Here is a 16,840-nt window from a genome sequence, read left to right as displayed (position 1 = left end):
TTGCTAGATGTACTAGCAATACCACCAGTTTAGCTTGCTTGTTTTTCAGTTTGCTCGGGGAGACGGAACGCTGTTTTATGTTTCATCATGCCGTAAATAATGTTGACTAACCGCCGCATGACACATACTAAGGCTTGCGTTGGCGTTTTCCCTTCTTCTTTCTTGCGGTTGAAGTATTCGTAAAAGAGCGGATTGCGTGGCTTTTTGCTGCCTTTTGAAACTTGCACTTGCTGGACAGCTAGGTTGTAAAACAAACCATGCAGTATCCGATTACCCTGTCTGCTTTTTTGGTTCGTACCTTTGCCGCCGGAACTGAAATTGACAGGGGCTATCCCTGCAAAACGTGCCAGTTTATCTGCGCTGGCAAAACGGTTAATGTCGCCTATTTCTGCCACTAGAGAAGATGCCGTTACCAAATCTATGCCTGGCATCGTTTCTAGTTGGTAGTCTAGCCGTTTCATCATACCTTGCAGTTCGCCTTCTACATATTCGATTTCCTTCTTGTTGAACTGTATGTCCCGCACATGGCTCTTGATTAGAAAGTCTCGTTGTTCCTGATAGCTTCTGGTTGTGTCTCCATCTGCATGCACAAGTGCCAGTATTTCTTCTGCCTTCCTTGTCGAACACGCATTGTTACTTGATTTCCGTAAAAACTCCGCAAATTCTTCGACCAAGACACCGTTTAGTACGTGTGGGGCAGGGTACTTCTCCCAAAAAGCCAGCGCACATTTTCCGTCGATGTCGCTAAAGAACTTTTTGTAACTGGGGTAATGGTAACTGAGTTGGGTGTGCAATTGGTTTTTAAGGGAGATCAATCCCTTCACCAAGCCATTCCTTCTCGTCACCAGTTGACCAATCGTCCAGTATACGTCTTGCGGGTTCGCGTCGGGCAAAATGTCCAGCTTGTTCAGCAGGATTTTCGCTACACTCTCCGCATCCCAGCTATCGCTCTTTTGCGTGGTTGGGTAACTCTTGCGCTCGGCATATGAAAGAGCGGAATTGACCTCCTTCACCAGTTGCCTATTTTCCAGCAAGTATACTGCTAACGAACGACCATACCCACCTACATCTTCCAATCCATACACAGGGGTCATGCCTCGCTTCTTGAGCTGCTTGACATAGGTGGTCAGTTCATCAAAAGCGGACGGCTTGTTCTCAAACGTCACTTCCCTCAGCTTCTCGTTCCAGCAGTTGATGACCACCGCCGTATGGGTTTTCTTATGCAGGTCAACTCCAATGTAAATATGCTTCTGTTTGTAATGCATGCAAGGCATCACCTCTGTCTATGAAGTACGTTGAAAGCTAAAAAAATGTCGGCAACCTCAGCTCAAGCGTTAGTCAACAAGTGACCCGCAACGGGACGCCAGCCAGTCCATTTTCTAATCGTTCAACGTCTGTATAACTACATATAATAAAATTTCAACGTTTTGAAAGGAGCGTACGAAAATATTTTTCGACATTCCCTACACAACGGGTAAACAGTGATGCGCAGTATACGATATTTTCCAAAATCTGCACAACCCTGTATGTTTCCTGTCGTTTTCCTCTGTGGGAAGGTCGTATACTGTAAATACGAAATCGTTACACCAATCGCTGTTTGACTCTGCGGTTTATGCTGCCCTCAGCAATGCCGCACAAGGTACTTCAACTAGCGATACCCATTGTTCCCTTGCTAACCTGTTGAAATCTACGTGATACGGGTTTGCAAGGGTTTCTTTTACCACTGTTCGCATACGACGATCATACATTTTTACTCCGTCCCGCATGTTGCGAATCTGTTCTGCCCGTTTTCTAGGAAGTGCATCCCAATCTGTTACCACTGCCGCAAAATATTTATCGTTCTGCTCGGGCGGATACCTGCCCACATCTGACAGCAATATTTTCTGGTCTGGTTTATATACTATCTCCATCCGGCTCAACTCGTGGTCAATAGCGATGCCTTGCTTTTCCCATAGTTCCAGCCTTTTGTCGTAAATACGGCAGTATCCGTTTGTCTTGCGCTGATGAGGTAATCCAAAGTACCTCGTTGTTCCTTCATGAGTCATTTTTCTCCTTCCATGCATCGGGATGACTACCACATTTTCCAGTGAGGTACGCACATCGTACGCCACATCACAGCCCACAAAGTATATCCTGCTTGCCACCTTGCGTATCGGTTCCACCAACTCCCGAAAATGCAAGTAATGTTCGGGGTGCGTCTCTAGCCGCAATGTATGCAAGTGTCCCTCCGTCTCCCTAAAGTTCTTGTAAAACACATGCAGGTAGGCTCGATTCCCTTTCCGTATATGCAACTCGTAACAGTAGTCGCCCCAATACACCGTTTCTTTGATTTGAAAACTGTTCATTGCCGCATCTCTCATCAATCCGTAATAAGCCCCAAGCGGCACATCCTTGTACTCCATGACAAATTTGTCTATGGATACACTTGCCTTCATCACACGCTACACTCCCGTTCTCATACGCTTTTTTGCTCCATGCGATTGTAAAATGTAACACTTACTCGACTAATTAAGTAATTATCGGGCGCTGTCCGTTTCAACGTGTTAAACGCAAAAAAGCACTTGTCGCCCATTACAGACAATCAAGTGCTCTAAGAGTAAAAGTTTTCCAAGTTAGCAGTATCCCCTGAACCACAATCGAATACTGTACGGAGATTATGACACACGCTTTGTTTGGAGTCAACAATAACGTTTAACCCTATGAGATGGTTCGCTCTCGTTTGTATCACCGTTCATCGGTGTCATTTGTGGTAATCCTACATGAGAACGTCGTCTCGCCCGATTCTCGTGGGTCTGCTGTGGAGTATGCTCGTATCCTAGTCGAGTACACCTAATTCGCGTCGCATTTCAATTTCCAGTTCACGTAACTGCTTTTGCTTGGTAACCAGTTCCTCAAACCATTCCTTGTCCTTCATGGCTAGAGCCATGTCAATCATTTCGTCGTAGTCTTCAGAACACATCATCATCCGTTCTTTGAATTCGTTCATTTGTCCAGCCTCCCAATGTCTACGTAATGATTAGCTGACCTGCCTTGCCTTGTTCCACAACTGGCGACTAATGATACGAGGGAACACATCTTTCTGTCTAATGCCGTTCTGCTCTTTTTGCCCGTTGTACATGTTGAACCCTGTGTACGTCTCATTTCTAAGAATGTTCAACACCTGCACAACCGTCCATTGCTTCCCTGTCTTCGTCGTTATGCCTGCTCGGTTCAACTTGCAAGCAATTTTGTATGGATTATTCCCCTCTACATAGAGTTGAAAGATGCTCTTTACCGTTTGTGCTTGTTGCTCGTCTACGACAATGACACCATTTAGAACACTGTACCCATAGGCAGGTGCGCCGCCAGCATATTTGTTCTCTCTAGCGGTAGCAATTCGACCTTCTTTCGTCCGCTCGTTGATAATCTTCCGTTCAAACTCTGCAAAAGAACCGATCATTTGAAGGAACAGCATCCCTTGCGGGGTGGAGGTATCAAAATGTTCCATTACGCTAATGAAAGCAATTCCCTTCGGCTCCAGTTCGTCCTCGATCAATCCAAGTAAGTTTTTCAGTCGTCTATGTATACGGTCTGCTTTCACTACGACGATACCGCTGACCTCGTTTTCAGCTTGCTGAACGCATTTCATCATGTCTCTGTATCCGTCACGCTCTGTCGTACTTCCACTTTCTCCTTCGTCCATAAACATTCCTGCCAGTTCCCAGCCTTGGCTAATACAGTACGCCTCAATCTTTTTCACTTGTTCAGCTATGGACGTGTTTTCTAACTGACTATCTGATGAGATACGAGCGTACCCAACCACCTTCTTGATGTTCATGTAACCCATGTCCAGTGCCACCTTTTTGTTACACTATACGATCTCGATAAAACAAATTAAAAGTCCTTTTTGCCTTCCCATACGCCACCAACCGTGATCGTGGTAAGACATTTTTACATTCATTTTTAGATGCCACGCCTTCTGCGGTAGTAAAAAGGAGCGAAACAAAGCGTGTGCTCTGTCTGCTCCTGTCTTCATCCTTGAAACTTGCTTCTCGCTTGGTGCAGTATCTCGACCAACTGGTCTAACGAGCCATCGCTTTTCTGCTTCTGCATATCCCTGAGCTTGCCGTTCTCCCGAATAAGTGCCGCAACATTCATCTGCACTTTGGTGATGGCATCTTCAATGGCTCTAATTTCAGCAGGGTCAGGCTTGTCCTTCTGTTCCTCTTGCTGAATACGCAGCATCATACGCCGTTTCCGTAACTCTGAAAGCCGATACTCGCTATCCACCTGTACATTCGGGTCGATTGAAACCTGATGGTACAATTCCCGTTCTTCCTCGGTTAGCGTATCTAGCCAGATCGTTTCATACAGTCCATGCCTCAAGGCGTTTTTGTTGCCTTTTAGACGCTCGCTATGCTTCGTCTTATCCTTCGGACCCGTGGATTTTCCACCATGGAACCTGCAACGTCCATTCTTTAGAGCCGCTTTTTTACAAGCTTCACCGCTTTTCGTCTTGGCTCCGCATTGTTTCTGTTCCATTTTTATATCCCCTAACCTCATTTCATGGGGTATCGTTTCCCCGACCGTGGGAGGGCAACTTGCCTCCAAGCTGTTTATCTATCTGTTTCAATACATGTTCACTATTCTTGTTCATCTTCTTCAAGGAATGACTCCTTTAATGCTTTCCTTCTACTTTCTTCCCTCTGTTTCTTATGCAACTGAAATGCCTCAAGTTGTTCTGTTTTAACTATGAACGTAAAGCAATCAAAGTACATTCGTGTTAGTTCTGCTTTCGTTTCGATCTCGTGAAGTAGCAGTTCCCATAAAAATTCTTCATGTTTCGTCATTGTGTTACTTCCTCCTGTGACTTTCGTATTTGGTTGCTCTCGTGGTTTCGTGTCTGTTTCGGTAAACTTTCCTTGGTCGTACATTTGAATGGGTGCGCTACCTACGAGCGTTTGGCTGCATGTGTTATTCCTTAGATTGCTGTACCTTTTGTTCCCAATATCTGCGCTCGTACTCCTTCGCTTTCAGACGATTCTCCGGCTTCCGCCTCCATTTGCGCCGATACTCACGTTCGTATTGTCTTCTATATTCTCGACGTGCTTCTAATGCTTCCGGACTCAATGACTTCATTAGCTTATCCCTCCAGTTCAGCTAACCGTTTCTTTTGAACAGCCAAGCATCTTGATGTTTCCTTCATTTCTTCTTCTGCTCGTCGTATCATTGCTGCGGCTTCTTCTTTCACTTTTTCAAGCTCTGTATGTTGTCGAGCCAACATATTTTCGTTATAGGCTCTCTTTTCCTTTAGTACACATGCTTCGATTTCAAGTTCATTCATGTTGCGAATCGCTTCTAACCTCTCATGATCGTCTAGCTGATCTGCTAATGAGGTCAATCTTTTTGCTTGGTCAAGCAACTGATTTACTTCTGTCATCACCTGTACGTCGGTTCGTCCTGACTGGTTCAGCTTATCCGCTTGATTTCTTAGCTCTCTGGCTTGCTGGTAATGCTCCGCAATTTGTGCTCTAATCGCTTCATACTCTGCTTGAGCCTGTGCAATTAATCCTGTTTCCTCTGCTACTGCCTGTACTTCTTTTGCCATTCGTTTCGTCCTCCTTTGATTTTGGGCATGCAAAAAAAGCTCATTCCTACTCATGGTTCAAGTTGGAAAGAGCTTTTAAAGTTTATCAAGTGTTTGAATCATTTAGTGTTTGGTTTGTTGGTTGTATTGTACGACCTTGTTGTTAGAGTTGTAAACCCGATCTACATTTTTGTATCTGTCATATGTGTTATTGGTTGAATGATGGGTTCATTCGGCACTGGTAGCCAATCCTTTTAACCATTTACTTCACATTTTTCTAACATCCATTCCCTTGCTTTTTCTGATTCCAACAATATTGGTTTCTCCGATGTACCAATATTAATACTCTCAAAAAAGGCTTCTTTTATACCTTTAATATTTTTTAATGTTACTCCGTTTAACAATGTTTCTTTAAATGTCGAAACACTTATATCTACATTTTCTAGTCTTGCCCAGCTAAAATCCGTTAAGTAGAACGATACATTAATCAAATTACAATCTATTAAATATGCATTTCTAAATATTGCTTCCCAACAATCACCTTTACTAAATCTACTGTTTTTAATGACACAGTTAGAAAAATCTGTATATCTAAGATCTGATTTATAAAAATCGCATTTATCTAAATATGCATTTTTAAATGTTGACGAGGCTAATAATGATGTGTGAAAATCGATATTTTCCAGTTTGAGATCATCAAAAGTACACTCTATTAAATATGCTTGTTCAAGCAATATATCGGATAAATCAAAACTTCTTAAGTCCACTTCATCTAACTTTAACATCTCACCTTCTTTACCAATTGTCTCAACCCACTTTTTATGCAATTCAAACTTACTAATAATATTTCCTTCCATTTTCTTACTCCTCACGGATACCACATTATACCATTTCCCTACTCCTGCCTCATCAATCGCTTTCTTCAATTGTTCAATATGCTCAGGCACCATTTTTCTCGTGTCAATAATTACGTTATTCCCATTACTAAATTCGTTTCGTATCTTTTTCATACCTTGTTTGACAGTAAAAGCACCCTTTTTGGGATTTGTTATAGGTACTCCATTATCGCCACTTGGATATGATTCAAAACTTTTCACGTCCCACTTTAAGCCTGTTGTGTATCAATAAACTCCGCTCCATTTTCTGCTTGTTGATCAGGTATTATTCTTCCTAAGTCACCTCTTTCTTCTAGTGCTAATCCAACAAACCTTTCCCTAATATTTTTCGGTTCTATTTTCCCATTACTTGCAGGATCTCGGGCTAAACTATCCAATTCTTCTTGATTTCTTCCTCCAGTATAATTCCCATTTACATCATATAAATGAGGCTTTTCGCCCTTACCACCTTTACCCGTCCCCTATGTTGTAAAGCTAAACTATTGAAAAGGAGCGGTGGCTGCTAGATATACTAGCGACACCACCAGTTTAACTTGCTTGCTTTTCTTATAGTTCATAGACGGTATCCGCTAAGGGGTACAGCCCTTTCACCGGAAATTCAATGTCGAATACCAGTTGTTTATTCTCTACTCGCACATCTAGCGCCCGTCCAATCGGGGGAACCGTATAGTCATGCGCCCAGAGGAACACAGGGTTTTTCTTGTAATTTTCAAGTTGCCAGCCAGTAGCACGAATAACGTCTCGATCTCTGTCCTCTGCTTCGGTTGAGTCTATAAACCTAAGAACTCTATTTTCTGTTGGACTCTTTAACTGTTTTACCTGTACACGAATTGAATGTTTCATCTGCTTAGCCCTCCAGTTCTGCAAGCTGAGCCATTTTTTCAGATAATATCTGCCTTGTTTGTTCCAGCCGTTCCTCTGCGTCCTGAACCATTTTCACCGCCGCTGCCTTTGCATCTTCAAGTTCTTGCTCCTGTCGTGCTTGAACTGCCCCGTTATACTGTATAAGCTGCTTGCAATCTGATGCTTCTTGCTCTAACCTCTCTATGAGTTCTAGTGCTTGCTGGCGTGGTAGTTTATCCTTTTGATCTGCTACCGCATACAAATGCTCCGCATGTTTCAACAACTGCTGAATCTCTTCGCTAATCTGAAAATCTGTATGGCCTGATCGCTGTAGCACTGCCGCCTGTTCACGTAATTCCCTTGCTTGCTGACAATAACCACGAATTTCATCCATAAGCTGCTCGTATGCTGCTCGTGCCTGAGCAATAGACCTCACTTCTTTTTTTGCTCCCTATGCTAGTTGCTGGTTCTTCAACTCTTCTGCCCCTACTTGTTCACGTTTTGCCATTCGTTTCATCCTCCTTTGATTTTTGGCACGCAAAAAAAGCTCATTCCTACTCATAGTTCAAGTTGGAAAGAGCTTTTGAAAGTTTATCAAGTGTTTGAATTGTTTAGTGTTTGGTTTGTTAGTTGTATTGTATGATCTTGTTGTTAGGGGTGTAAATAGGTGTACACAATTTTTTACAACCCCTTGTGAAGGCTTACAAGTCTTCTCGTTTCAGACTCAAAATATATTCAAGTCTACCTTTCCAAGTATTATTAGTCTCAATTATTTTATAATCATCCGTTTCAATACGTTCTTTGTACAAGCTAATATCATGAAGAAGTTGATTCACATCATTAATTTTAGTAGAATCTTCAAATTCTAAATTTCCCAAAAAAGTATCTAGCTTTAATAATATAAAATCAGCAATTTCATTCATTTTTAAACTTTCTAAGGCTAGACATATAAAGAAAGCTGTTTTACTGAAATTGTCCTCGTTTAATATCCACCAGTCCTCTTCTAGAATTCTTGCAGACGCCTGTGCAGTGTTATACTTGTTGTTAATAACGTATTCTTCAAACCCAAGATTCACAGAATCTTTTATTTCTTCATAGCTACTCATATAAAATCCCCCCTTTATCTCATGCTATTAGTATAGACGTTTAATTTTATATTAGGAAATTTTCGTCTAAACTCAAATATCAAATTCGTACAACTCTGGCATACGTCAAAATGTGAAAACAAATCAATTTCACCTTTTATAGTTGGGTCTTTAATCTGTGAAGCAATATCCTCTAAAATTTTTGCTTCAGTATCTTGATACCTTGGAAAAACATCTTCTACATATGTTTCAAATATTTTATCGTTTCTTAGATGTGTAAAATTATCAAGGTCTGAAAATAAATCATCCAAAGTATTAATTTGACTATGAGAAATATAGTCTTTCTTTATACCAGAAATTTCAACTTTTGCAGAGGCTAAATTTCCTGTTTCTAATCTTCTTAGTTTTTGATCTAACATTCTTCGCTGTTTACTTGAAAGATTTTTAAATGCCTCTGATTTTCTTATTTCATCCGCTTTTTGCTTTATTTGATCCCTTGTATTTTTAGTTCTATTATAAAGATCATTCATTATTTTTTGTCTATCAGGTTTACCCGTCCCCTCAGTATCCCTCTGCTCTTGTTCTCTTCTCTCCCTTTCTTCCCTCTCTTTTCTCTCTTTTCTCTCTCTTTCTTCTCTTTCTCTTCTCTCCCTTTCTTCTCTCTCTTTTCTCTCTCTTTCTCTTCTCTCCCTTTCGTCTCTCTCCCGGTCTTCCCTTCCATCCCTATGACGATGATTCCCTCCACCACCGCCTCTATTACCAGGCAAATCATCATGCCGCATCCAATAAACCATAGGTTGGCCTGTAACAGCATCTCTGAGAACGACAACTCTTCCATTCAACAAATCAGTCATCTGCTTGCGAATCTTTTCAACCTCTTTTTGTAATTCAAGCATCGACTCTGCAAAACTCTTACCATGCGTCTTTAGCTTTCCATCCTTAAGAATGACGTGCATTGCCTCATCGATACTGGAATCAGGCAAAAGGACACCTTTCCCATTCCCATTTCCCTCATGGTCACCAGACTTTTTCTTGCCATTCGGCCCATCCAGCTTATCGGCCATTTTCACTGTCCGCGTAACGGCTGTACCTGTACCAGCACTAAGAGCGCTTACCGCTACCTCTGCAACCACCATGTCTTTCTTAAACTCATTCTGGCCCTTGGCATAGCTTTGTTCTTCTGATCTGGTCCACAGACCGCCTTTAAACAAGTTATCTTGATCATATTGGGCGTCTTTCACGAATGGGTCGATATAGTCATCGTATAGCCCTTGTCCAAACGACTTTGCATCGGATTTGATTTGTTCCCACGATTTATTGCCCGTTACCGTATCTCCCACGTAATTGACTGCATTCGTAGCGGTTTCTACAGCTCCTCTCGCGAGATCATTTCGTTCGAGGAGTGAAGGTCGCTCTTCCCCAGTCACCCCTTCGTAAATGGCGTCTACCAGATACGATGTTGGTAACGCGGTCGACGCAATATCTCCGGCATCTACTACCACATTCCACAAGCCTAACAAGGTATCTCCGAGAGCATCTAATTTCCCTTTCGCCTCAGATAATTGGTTGTTGACAGTTCTGCGCAACATGACGGCAGCCAAACCGTTTTCCTGAACGTCCTTTTCAAACGCACTTAATATTCTCGGAAACTCCTGACGTACAGTCGCATCCAGCTTAATCTCCTCACTACTGGATTTGTTTTCCTCCAACAACTCTATCGTATCCGACGCCGTTTTCACGTTCAAGCTCTTAGTCCCGGACAAAGACACGGCTGCCCCTTTCAAGGTCAGCGCACCACTCGCACTGATATTCACATTCGAGGTGCTTTTCAGACTGACGCCTACATCCTTGTTCATCGAGATGTAGAGCATCCCTTCCTGGGCCGTCATCGTCAGCTCTTTATCCCCGAGCGTAAACTCTTTTCCCTGCGGATTTCCAAACGTTTTCACACCGGGGTCCTGCATTTGCCGCTCCTGCTTCTCGGCAGCGGCTCCTTTGGGCGCATGGCGCACGGAGTTCATGACCATGCCATCGTCTTCATCGGCGCTCGGGAAGTACAGCTTTACCTTTGACCCGATCTCGGGCATGAGGTACAAAATCTGGTTGCCTTCCGCCGCATACGGGAACCACTGGGCCTTGCTTGGCTCTTGCTTTTTGTCCATGTTCAGGTGGAGCTTGACCTGATTGCGTCCGATTTGAATCACTTTTCCGTCGATCGCCGCACCGATAATGGCCTTATTGTACAGCTTCGTTTGCTTGACGGCTTCTGGCACGGCGCAGACGTAGCTCCACCTCAGGAGTCCCTGCTCCAGCTTTCCAGTCACTTTTGTAATGACAAACGTTTGCCCTTCCCGCTGCACCTCATCCCCGATTTGCAGCAGGTCGTCGTAATCGAAGGCGTATGTCGTGTACTGGTACTCGCTGACAGACGAGGAGCCGTTTGCGGCTTTTTTCATGTACGGCGCGATTGCCCGGTTGACCTCGTATGGCGATTCATCTTCCAGCTTGATTTGCTTGCGTCCCTCGGGCATGCCGATCCACAAGCGTACCTTATGCGCACTCAAATCCGGTACGAGAACGGCTCCAACATGGGACGCGATTCGTTTTAAAAAGGTCCAGTCTGTCTCCTCGTACTGCATGATGAATTTGCCCTGCTGGCGGTCGTCGAAGGCTTGATCGATGACATCTCCACCGTGATAGATGGACATGATTTCGTCTACGACATCCCGGTACAACCGATTCACTTGCTGAAACGAACGTGTTTTCACACTCATGTCCAACGCATATGTATGCGACACGGCCTTTATCGTGACGTAGTGAATGTCCCGTACGACCTTGATCTCCACATGATCCAGCCGCCCCATGAAAATCGGCTGTTTTTGCCCGCCTTCCACCTTGTACAGCTCGATGGGATCGTGGGTGCCGGCACGATTGATGATCTCGTCCTCTTTGTCTTCCGGGACAATTCCTGTGATCGTGAGCTTGGCATGCGTGCCTGTTTGATGGACGAACTCCAGCTGATCCAGCCGGATCGGTCCATACGGCCAGACGACTTTTATATCCTGATAGGTCATGACGCCGCTTGTACGCTGCATGTTCTCCCCTCCTTCTCTAGCAAGCACGATAAGCGTCAATCCTGACCGTCTTTTTCAATCGTGATGATGCCCGAACGATTGCAAACCAGCTGCGACCTGCTCAGCAAGGCATGCTCGTTGTCGATGAGCACATCGTGTTTTCCATCTGTCCATTTCGAGAACGTCTGTGGTACACACTCATCTCCTCCTGCTGCTTTGCAAAACCCAAAGCATCCGATATTCACGCCGGGGACATGATCGGCGACATTCATGACAGGCTTGTTAAGACTATAAACGCCATGGCACAAGGGTAAATTCAAAATGCCGGGGTCGGTTCCCTGACTGCACTTGAGGGTCGCTCCCCGCACGACATATGAGTACTCGGGGCTGAACAACCCCATTGTAAGTGCTTGAAGTAACGCTAGCATCATTAGACCTATCTCCCCTTCCAAAAAAATCCTCCGCAAGCAACTTCCATATTCCGTCTTATTTTTACATTCCATCTAATAATCGGGATAAACTGGAAAATATTTTATGGGTCAAACGTCCTGTTTCCTTATTTTTCTAAGAAACCCAAAAAGGCCTCCACCAACTCTGCAACGGTTGGGGAAGCCTTCTTGCATTCAAGCATATTCACGCTATATCGTTACACTCTCTTCGATCACCAGCTCACCATTTGTCGCATCGAGACTGGCCTCTACGCCCAGAGGGAGAGCGATGTTGCACGCGCCATGTCCGATCTGAATGTTCCAGATGGTCGGCTTTCCGTACGGTACGACGATATTATGAAACACATCCCAGACAGAGAAGCCTTCGCGCTTTTTCGGCTCACAATCGGTCCATGTCCCGAGGACGACGCCCGCACAATCATCGAACAAGCCGCCTTGAGCAAGCTGTGTCAGCATGCGGTCAATCCGGTATGGCTCCTCGTCGATATCCTCCAAAAACAACAGCTTGCCTCTCGTATCGAGCTGGTAAGGCGTCCCCATCAAGGCGGAGATGAGGGCGAGATTCCCGCCGACTACGGGTCCAGCTGCCTGACCTTCGACGAGACAGACGATTTCTTCCCCCGGCGGATTCATAATCGATCCCAATGGCTCGGGGCGAGTCATAGCCCGCAGCAAATATTGCTTGGACCAGTCATCCAGACCATGCGCGATGTCTGAAGTAGCCATCGGCCCGTGAAGGGTAGCCAGATTCGAACGCTGTCCGAAAACAGTATGCAGCGCCGTAATGTCACTATAGCCGATAAACAGCTTTGGGTTTTGGGCGATGAGGTCATAGTCGAGCAAAGGAAGTATTTGCGGGGAACCGTAACCGCCACGCATGCACATGATCCCGTCCACTTCCTCGTCGACGAACATGGCATTCAGCTCAGCCGCCCGTTGCTCAGGAGTTCCCGCCAAATACCCACCGTACGATTCTCTGCATGTATCCGATATTTTCACCTTGTATCCCAAACCTTGCAGCTCTGCCATTGCTTTGTTCAGCACTTCTTCTGTAGCAGGGCTAGAGGTTGCCACTACTCCGATTGTATCTCCCGCTCGCAATGCTTTCCCTTTGTTCATCTGTCCAGTCTCCTCCGGGTTCTCTCCCCATTATCGTACATCTATGTCACATGGTGCATAGCCATTTTCGCAGCTTGCGACTTGCAGACGGCTGGCTGATTCCGAGCGCTTCCGCTACCTTTGTCGTCGTCTTATGCTGCTCATACGCCCGTTGCACGAGCTGCCGCTCCACCTCGTCCATGGCTTCCTGCATCTGCATTACGCGATCGACCTTGATCCCTTTGTGCTCCCTGTACTCTTGGTTATGAATGTAACGTGGAATTTGCGCGGGTGTAATGAGGACATCGTGAGACGTGACGACGAGCCGTTCCACTACATTTTCCAACTCCCGCACATTGCCAGGCCAATCGTATTCACTGAGGATGCGGTAGCAGGTGTCTGCGAGATGTCTTTCCAAACAGTACTTTTGCGAAAAGACATTGAGAAAGTAATGAACGAGCACGGGTATCTCTTCCCGCCGTTCGCGCAGCGGCGGAATTTCCAATGGGACGACATGAATGCGATAGTACAAATCCTCGCGAAACCTGCCTTCCTTGACCATTTGCCGCAGGTTTTTATTCGTCGCCGTGATCAGCTTTACATCTACTTTTCGCGAAACAGAGCTGCCTACGGGCGTTATCGTTTTTTCTTGCAACACATTCAACAGCTTCACTTGCAAGGAGAGTGACATCTCCCCGATCTCGTCCAAGAACAGCGTGCCTCCGTTTGCCTTTTCAATCAAACCTGCCTTGCCATCTTTGAATGCTCCCGTAAAAGCACCCTTTTCATAGCCAAACAGCTCTGACTCCAGCAAAGTCTCGGGAATGGCTCCGCAGTTGATGTGCACGAATGGCTTGTCCACCCGCGGACTGCACTCATGGATGTATTTTGCCAGCACGCCTTTTCCAACGCCTGATTCTCCTAGCAGGATCATGGATGATTCTACCTGAGACAGCTTTTTGGCCATCATGGCGACCTGCTCCATGGACTGACTGCGGTAGATCAAGCTAGTTTCTCCTTTTTGTCTGTTGTTCTCCTTGGTCATTTCACTCTGCAAGACCGTCCCGACGTACTTGACTTCATGTAATTCCTGCTGGAGTTGCTCCTGGCTCGTTATATCAATGAACGTATGGATCACTCCGCTAAACTTCCCGTCCTGATCCCAAATCGGTGTGCCTTCCACAAAAAGCTTGCGATTTTTGCGGGTGGTTTGAATCGTATGTATCTTTTTCTTGTCGCGAATGACTCGCATCGTGATCGATGGCGCAAAATAACCGAGAGGATAAAACTCTTCGATCGGTTTGCCCATCATCTCCCTGGGATCGATTCCGAAGAATTCCTCGTATCGTCCCGAGCAAAACAAGGTTCTGCCTTCTGCGTCTGTTACGTGCACGATATCAAACAGCGAGCCTAATAACGCTTCATAATCGATCATGGCGCCCTTTACCTCCCGTGCCCCCCGCATCTTGTGAGATGACACGTATATAGCGATTCGTCGGTCTGCCTACCCCACCATAGCTGACATCCATTCTGACACTCCCGCTCTTCTCCAGATAGTCCAAGTAGCGTCTGGCCGTCACTCTCGCGATCCCTACGCGTTCCGCCACGTCATCTGCCGAAAGCGGCTGACTCTCTTTTTCGATCTGGCGCATGATTTGCTCCATGGTGACAGCGTGCAGTCCCTTCGGCAGAACTGCCCTGCCTGCAGTGGCATCGGCTTGTTCTTTTTCCGGGCTTTTGCGGAATAGCAGCTGGTCAACCTCATCCTGGGATGCAGTTCCCTCCCAAGCAATCCGTCGGCGAAACTCCCGATAGTTTTCCAACGACTGCTTGATCCGTTCAAACTGAAACGGCTTGATAATATAGTCCATCGCCCCATTGCGCAGCATCGATTGGATCGTAGTTTTGTCCTTTGCAGCGGTAACGACGATGACGTCCACAGCATATTTGGCGGCGCGCAGCTCCATCAGCGCCTTCACCCCGTCCTGGATCGGCATGAAAATATCAATGATCACCAAGTCAGGAGTGAGCTCATTCACTAGCTTGAGTCCATCTGCCCCGTTGGCTGCAATTCCGACCACGACAAAGCCCGGGACGCGCTCAATGAACTGCTTGTTGATTTCCTGTACCATCGGATCGTCTTCCATAATCAATACGCGAATGTTATCGTTATCCTTCTCCATGACTCTCCACCTCCCCCATCGGAAACGTTATGAGAAAGCTGGCCCCTTCTCCGCGTGCCGAATGGCAAACCAGCTCGCCTCCCCCTTTATTGACCAACTGCTGCACCAGATGCAGACCAAGTCCACGGTGCGCACGTTCTTTCGTAGAAAATCCCCGTTCCAGCATATGTCGGCGCGTCTCTTCGTCCATGCCGATTCCATTGTCCTCCACCAGGATGGAGCATATCTCTTCGTCTTGCTCGATACTGATCATGATCTCCTTCTCCTCGCGTTCGATTCGCTCAAGTGAATCAAAGGCATTCTCGATCAGATTCCCCAAAATAAGCACGAAATTATGATGATCCATGTACGGCGGAAAACGTTCCAGATGACTCCTGCGATCAATGACAACATGGATGCCCAGCTCTCTTCCGCGGCTTACTTTACCAATCAAGAGTCCAGACAGATTCTCATCCATGATCCGCGTCGTTAAAAAGGAGGTGAGCTCCTCCTGCTGCTCGTTGACCTCGAACAAATACGCCAGTGCCTTTTCATGCTGATGGAGCTGAAGCAAGCCTGCGATGGTGTGCAAATGGTTCATGTGCTCGTGATTTTGTACCCGCAGCGCACCGACGAATTCTTTTACGCCCGTCAGTTCCTCCGCCATTCTCGCCACTTCTGTTCTGTCCTGAAAAATCGCAATGGCGCCGACGATCTTGTCCTCGACCTTGATTAGAAAACGGTTGGACCAGAGCAGTGTATTGCCGACGTGAATTTCCGTGTTGGTAAAATTCTGGCGAAGCTCCAGCACTTCTGGTAATCTGGTGTCGTGCAGGACAGACCGTATGTGCTTGCCCAGCACCTCTCCTTCTATGCCAAAAATTTGCTTCGCCCTGTCGTTAAAGATTGTGATTCGCTCCCGATTATCGATGGCGATAACTCCCTCATGCATGGCATGGAAGGTTGCGGTTCTCTCTACCAGGATTCGCGCGATTTCGTCCGGCTCCAGGTCGAGCATCTGCTTTTTCATGTGACGGGCCAACTGATAGGAGCCCCACACTCCGAACAATAAGGAGAGGAAAAAGGTCAGCGCGATATTGTTTCGCTCGCTGTACAAGATCCCCCAAACATCTGGCATGACACGTCCGACCAAGACAACACCCACCTGCTGATGCTGATCATCCATGATCGGCACGTAGGCCCGTAGAGCCGTTCCCATCTCTCCTTTGACTTTTTGAAAATAGGAGTGCTCGGCATAGGCCTCATCAACCGCAGGGTCCATAAACACCGTACCAATCCGCTTATCTAGCGGGTCTGAATAACGGACACGCTCCTTATTCAGCACGACGATATACGTCACATCATTAACGACGCGCAGATTGTTTGCTGTCGGTTGGATCACCTTCCAGCCGTCTGGTTCCTGAATGCTTTTTTGTACATTTGGAATCGTCGCAACCGTGCGCGCTGTAGTCATCAGCCGTTGTCCCAATTGGGTTTCGGTAATCCGAATAATCCCTCCGGCCATGATCAGGTTTCCGATGATCAAAGAAAAAAGAACGATTCCGACGGAGAGCAGCATAATCTTCCATTTAATTGTTAAGCGTTCGAACAGGTTCGTTCTTTCCTTTCCATTGGGTTTGCAACTCACATTCATCAACATAAGCAGG

At 46.0% G+C, this 16,840-nt stretch carries 19 protein-coding genes; all 19 read right to left on the bottom strand.

Features of this window, described 5'->3' with window-relative positions; all coding sequences use genetic code 11:
• Positions 1-29: 29 nt before the first annotated feature.
• Complete coding sequence (locus tag C7R94_RS04255) at positions 30-1,265, bottom strand: IS110 family RNA-guided transposase (protein WP_106778606.1); 1,236 nt, start codon at positions 1,263-1,265, stop codon at positions 30-32.
• Positions 1,266-1,610: 345 nt separating this feature from the next.
• Complete coding sequence (locus C7R94_RS04250; protein ID WP_206767928.1) at positions 1,611-2,435, bottom strand: replication initiation protein; 825 nt, start codon at positions 2,433-2,435, stop codon at positions 1,611-1,613.
• A 380-nt stretch (positions 2,436-2,815) separates the two neighbouring features.
• Complete coding sequence (locus C7R94_RS04245; protein ID WP_106778604.1) at positions 2,816-2,986, bottom strand: IDEAL domain-containing protein; 171 nt, start codon at positions 2,984-2,986, stop codon at positions 2,816-2,818.
• 30 nt (positions 2,987-3,016) lie between these two features.
• Positions 3,017-3,826, bottom strand: coding sequence for a recombinase family protein (locus tag C7R94_RS04240; protein ID WP_106778603.1), 810 nt, complete (start codon positions 3,824-3,826; stop codon positions 3,017-3,019).
• Positions 3,827-4,011: 185 nt separating this feature from the next.
• On the bottom strand, positions 4,012-4,521 hold the full coding sequence (locus C7R94_RS04235; RefSeq protein ID WP_106778602.1) for an HGGxSTG domain-containing protein: 510 nt from the start codon (positions 4,519-4,521) through the stop codon (positions 4,012-4,014).
• 101 nt (positions 4,522-4,622) lie between these two features.
• On the bottom strand, positions 4,623-4,829 hold the full coding sequence (locus C7R94_RS04230) for a hypothetical protein (protein ID WP_069846244.1): 207 nt from the start codon (positions 4,827-4,829) through the stop codon (positions 4,623-4,625).
• Positions 4,830-4,953: 124 nt separating this feature from the next.
• Positions 4,954-5,118, bottom strand: a complete 165-nt coding sequence (locus tag C7R94_RS30185) for a hypothetical protein (protein WP_170831576.1) — start codon at positions 5,116-5,118, stop codon at positions 4,954-4,956.
• A 4-nt stretch (positions 5,119-5,122) separates the two neighbouring features.
• Positions 5,123-5,587, bottom strand: a complete 465-nt coding sequence (locus C7R94_RS04225) for a hypothetical protein (protein ID WP_106778601.1) — start codon at positions 5,585-5,587, stop codon at positions 5,123-5,125.
• 233 nt (positions 5,588-5,820) lie between these two features.
• On the bottom strand, positions 5,821-6,663 hold the full coding sequence (locus tag C7R94_RS04220) for a pentapeptide repeat-containing protein (protein WP_197241773.1): 843 nt from the start codon (positions 6,661-6,663) through the stop codon (positions 5,821-5,823).
• Positions 6,664-6,671: 8 nt separating this feature from the next.
• Positions 6,672-6,839: a hypothetical protein gene (locus C7R94_RS29965; protein WP_158264649.1), complete on the bottom strand. Its 168-nt coding sequence runs from the start codon at positions 6,837-6,839 to the stop codon at positions 6,672-6,674.
• Between the two features lie 169 nt (positions 6,840-7,008).
• Complete coding sequence (locus tag C7R94_RS04215; RefSeq protein WP_106778600.1) at positions 7,009-7,305, bottom strand: HK97 family phage prohead protease; 297 nt, start codon at positions 7,303-7,305, stop codon at positions 7,009-7,011.
• Between the two features lie 4 nt (positions 7,306-7,309).
• Positions 7,310-7,741 carry a hypothetical protein gene (locus C7R94_RS04210; RefSeq protein WP_233220473.1) on the bottom strand — a complete coding sequence of 144 codons (432 nt, stop codon included), beginning with the start codon at positions 7,739-7,741 and terminating at the stop codon, positions 7,310-7,312.
• 265 nt (positions 7,742-8,006) lie between these two features.
• Entirely contained in the window at positions 8,007-8,411 is a 405-nt protein-coding gene (locus C7R94_RS04205; RefSeq protein WP_106778599.1) for a hypothetical protein, read from the bottom strand.
• 14 nt (positions 8,412-8,425) lie between these two features.
• Complete coding sequence (locus tag C7R94_RS04200; RefSeq protein ID WP_106778598.1) at positions 8,426-11,485, bottom strand: deaminase domain-containing protein; 3,060 nt, start codon at positions 11,483-11,485, stop codon at positions 8,426-8,428.
• Between the two features lie 35 nt (positions 11,486-11,520).
• On the bottom strand, positions 11,521-11,895 hold the full coding sequence (locus tag C7R94_RS04195) for a DUF4280 domain-containing protein (protein WP_106778597.1): 375 nt from the start codon (positions 11,893-11,895) through the stop codon (positions 11,521-11,523).
• A 207-nt stretch (positions 11,896-12,102) separates the two neighbouring features.
• Positions 12,103-13,032 carry a S66 peptidase family protein gene (locus C7R94_RS04190; RefSeq protein ID WP_106778596.1) on the bottom strand — a complete coding sequence of 310 codons (930 nt, stop codon included), beginning with the start codon at positions 13,030-13,032 and terminating at the stop codon, positions 12,103-12,105.
• 46 nt (positions 13,033-13,078) lie between these two features.
• Complete coding sequence (locus C7R94_RS04185; RefSeq protein WP_106778595.1) at positions 13,079-14,446, bottom strand: sigma-54 interaction domain-containing protein; 1,368 nt, start codon at positions 14,444-14,446, stop codon at positions 13,079-13,081.
• A complete protein-coding gene (locus tag C7R94_RS04180; protein WP_106778594.1) occupies positions 14,433-15,194 on the bottom strand; it encodes a response regulator in 762 nt (253 codons plus the stop codon). The genes C7R94_RS04185 and C7R94_RS04180 overlap by 14 nt, the downstream gene beginning before the upstream one ends.
• A complete protein-coding gene (locus C7R94_RS04175; RefSeq protein WP_106778593.1) occupies positions 15,181-16,752 on the bottom strand; it encodes an ATP-binding protein in 1,572 nt (523 codons plus the stop codon). The genes C7R94_RS04180 and C7R94_RS04175 overlap by 14 nt, the downstream gene beginning before the upstream one ends.
• Between the last annotated feature and the right edge of the window lie 88 nt (positions 16,753-16,840).

This window comes from Brevibacillus sp. NRRL NRS-603 (assembly GCF_003013445.1).
Classification (GTDB): domain Bacteria; phylum Bacillota; class Bacilli; order Brevibacillales; family Brevibacillaceae; genus Brevibacillus; species Brevibacillus formosus.
The sequence above is the reverse complement of the archived record's forward strand: the minus strand, read 5'-3'. Positions and strand labels throughout refer to the sequence as shown.

What these genes read in the sequence shown, in the direction of transcription:
- C7R94_RS04255 (WP_106778606.1), bottom strand. Translation starts at nt 1,265, where the DNA reads ATGCATTACAAACAGAAGCATATTTACATTGGAGTTGACCTGCATAAG.
- C7R94_RS04250 (WP_206767928.1), bottom strand. Translation starts at nt 2,435, where the DNA reads ATGAAGGCAAGTGTATCCATAGACAAATTTGTCATGGAGTACAAGGAT.
- C7R94_RS04245 (WP_106778604.1), bottom strand. Translation starts at nt 2,986, where the DNA reads ATGAACGAATTCAAAGAACGGATGATGATGTGTTCTGAAGACTACGAC.
- C7R94_RS04240 (WP_106778603.1), bottom strand. Translation starts at nt 3,826, where the DNA reads ATGGGTTACATGAACATCAAGAAGGTGGTTGGGTACGCTCGTATCTCA.
- C7R94_RS04235 (WP_106778602.1), bottom strand. Translation starts at nt 4,521, where the DNA reads ATGGAACAGAAACAATGCGGAGCCAAGACGAAAAGCGGTGAAGCTTGT.
- C7R94_RS04230 (WP_069846244.1), bottom strand. Translation starts at nt 4,829, where the DNA reads ATGACGAAACATGAAGAATTTTTATGGGAACTGCTACTTCACGAGATC.
- C7R94_RS30185 (WP_170831576.1), bottom strand. Translation starts at nt 5,118, where the DNA reads ATGAAGTCATTGAGTCCGGAAGCATTAGAAGCACGTCGAGAATATAGA.
- C7R94_RS04225 (WP_106778601.1), bottom strand. Translation starts at nt 5,587, where the DNA reads ATGGCAAAAGAAGTACAGGCAGTAGCAGAGGAAACAGGATTAATTGCA.
- C7R94_RS04215 (WP_106778600.1), bottom strand. Translation starts at nt 7,305, where the DNA reads ATGAAACATTCAATTCGTGTACAGGTAAAACAGTTAAAGAGTCCAACA.
- C7R94_RS04205 (WP_106778599.1), bottom strand. Translation starts at nt 8,411, where the DNA reads ATGAGTAGCTATGAAGAAATAAAAGATTCTGTGAATCTTGGGTTTGAA.
- C7R94_RS04200 (WP_106778598.1), bottom strand. Translation starts at nt 11,485, where the DNA reads ATGCAGCGTACAAGCGGCGTCATGACCTATCAGGATATAAAAGTCGTC.
- C7R94_RS04195 (WP_106778597.1), bottom strand. Translation starts at nt 11,895, where the DNA reads ATGATGCTAGCGTTACTTCAAGCACTTACAATGGGGTTGTTCAGCCCC.
- C7R94_RS04190 (WP_106778596.1), bottom strand. Translation starts at nt 13,032, where the DNA reads ATGAACAAAGGGAAAGCATTGCGAGCGGGAGATACAATCGGAGTAGTG.
- C7R94_RS04185 (WP_106778595.1), bottom strand. Translation starts at nt 14,446, where the DNA reads ATGATCGATTATGAAGCGTTATTAGGCTCGCTGTTTGATATCGTGCAC.
- C7R94_RS04180 (WP_106778594.1), bottom strand. Translation starts at nt 15,194, where the DNA reads ATGGAGAAGGATAACGATAACATTCGCGTATTGATTATGGAAGACGAT.
- C7R94_RS04175 (WP_106778593.1), bottom strand. Translation starts at nt 16,752, where the DNA reads ATGCTGCTCTCCGTCGGAATCGTTCTTTTTTCTTTGATCATCGGAAAC.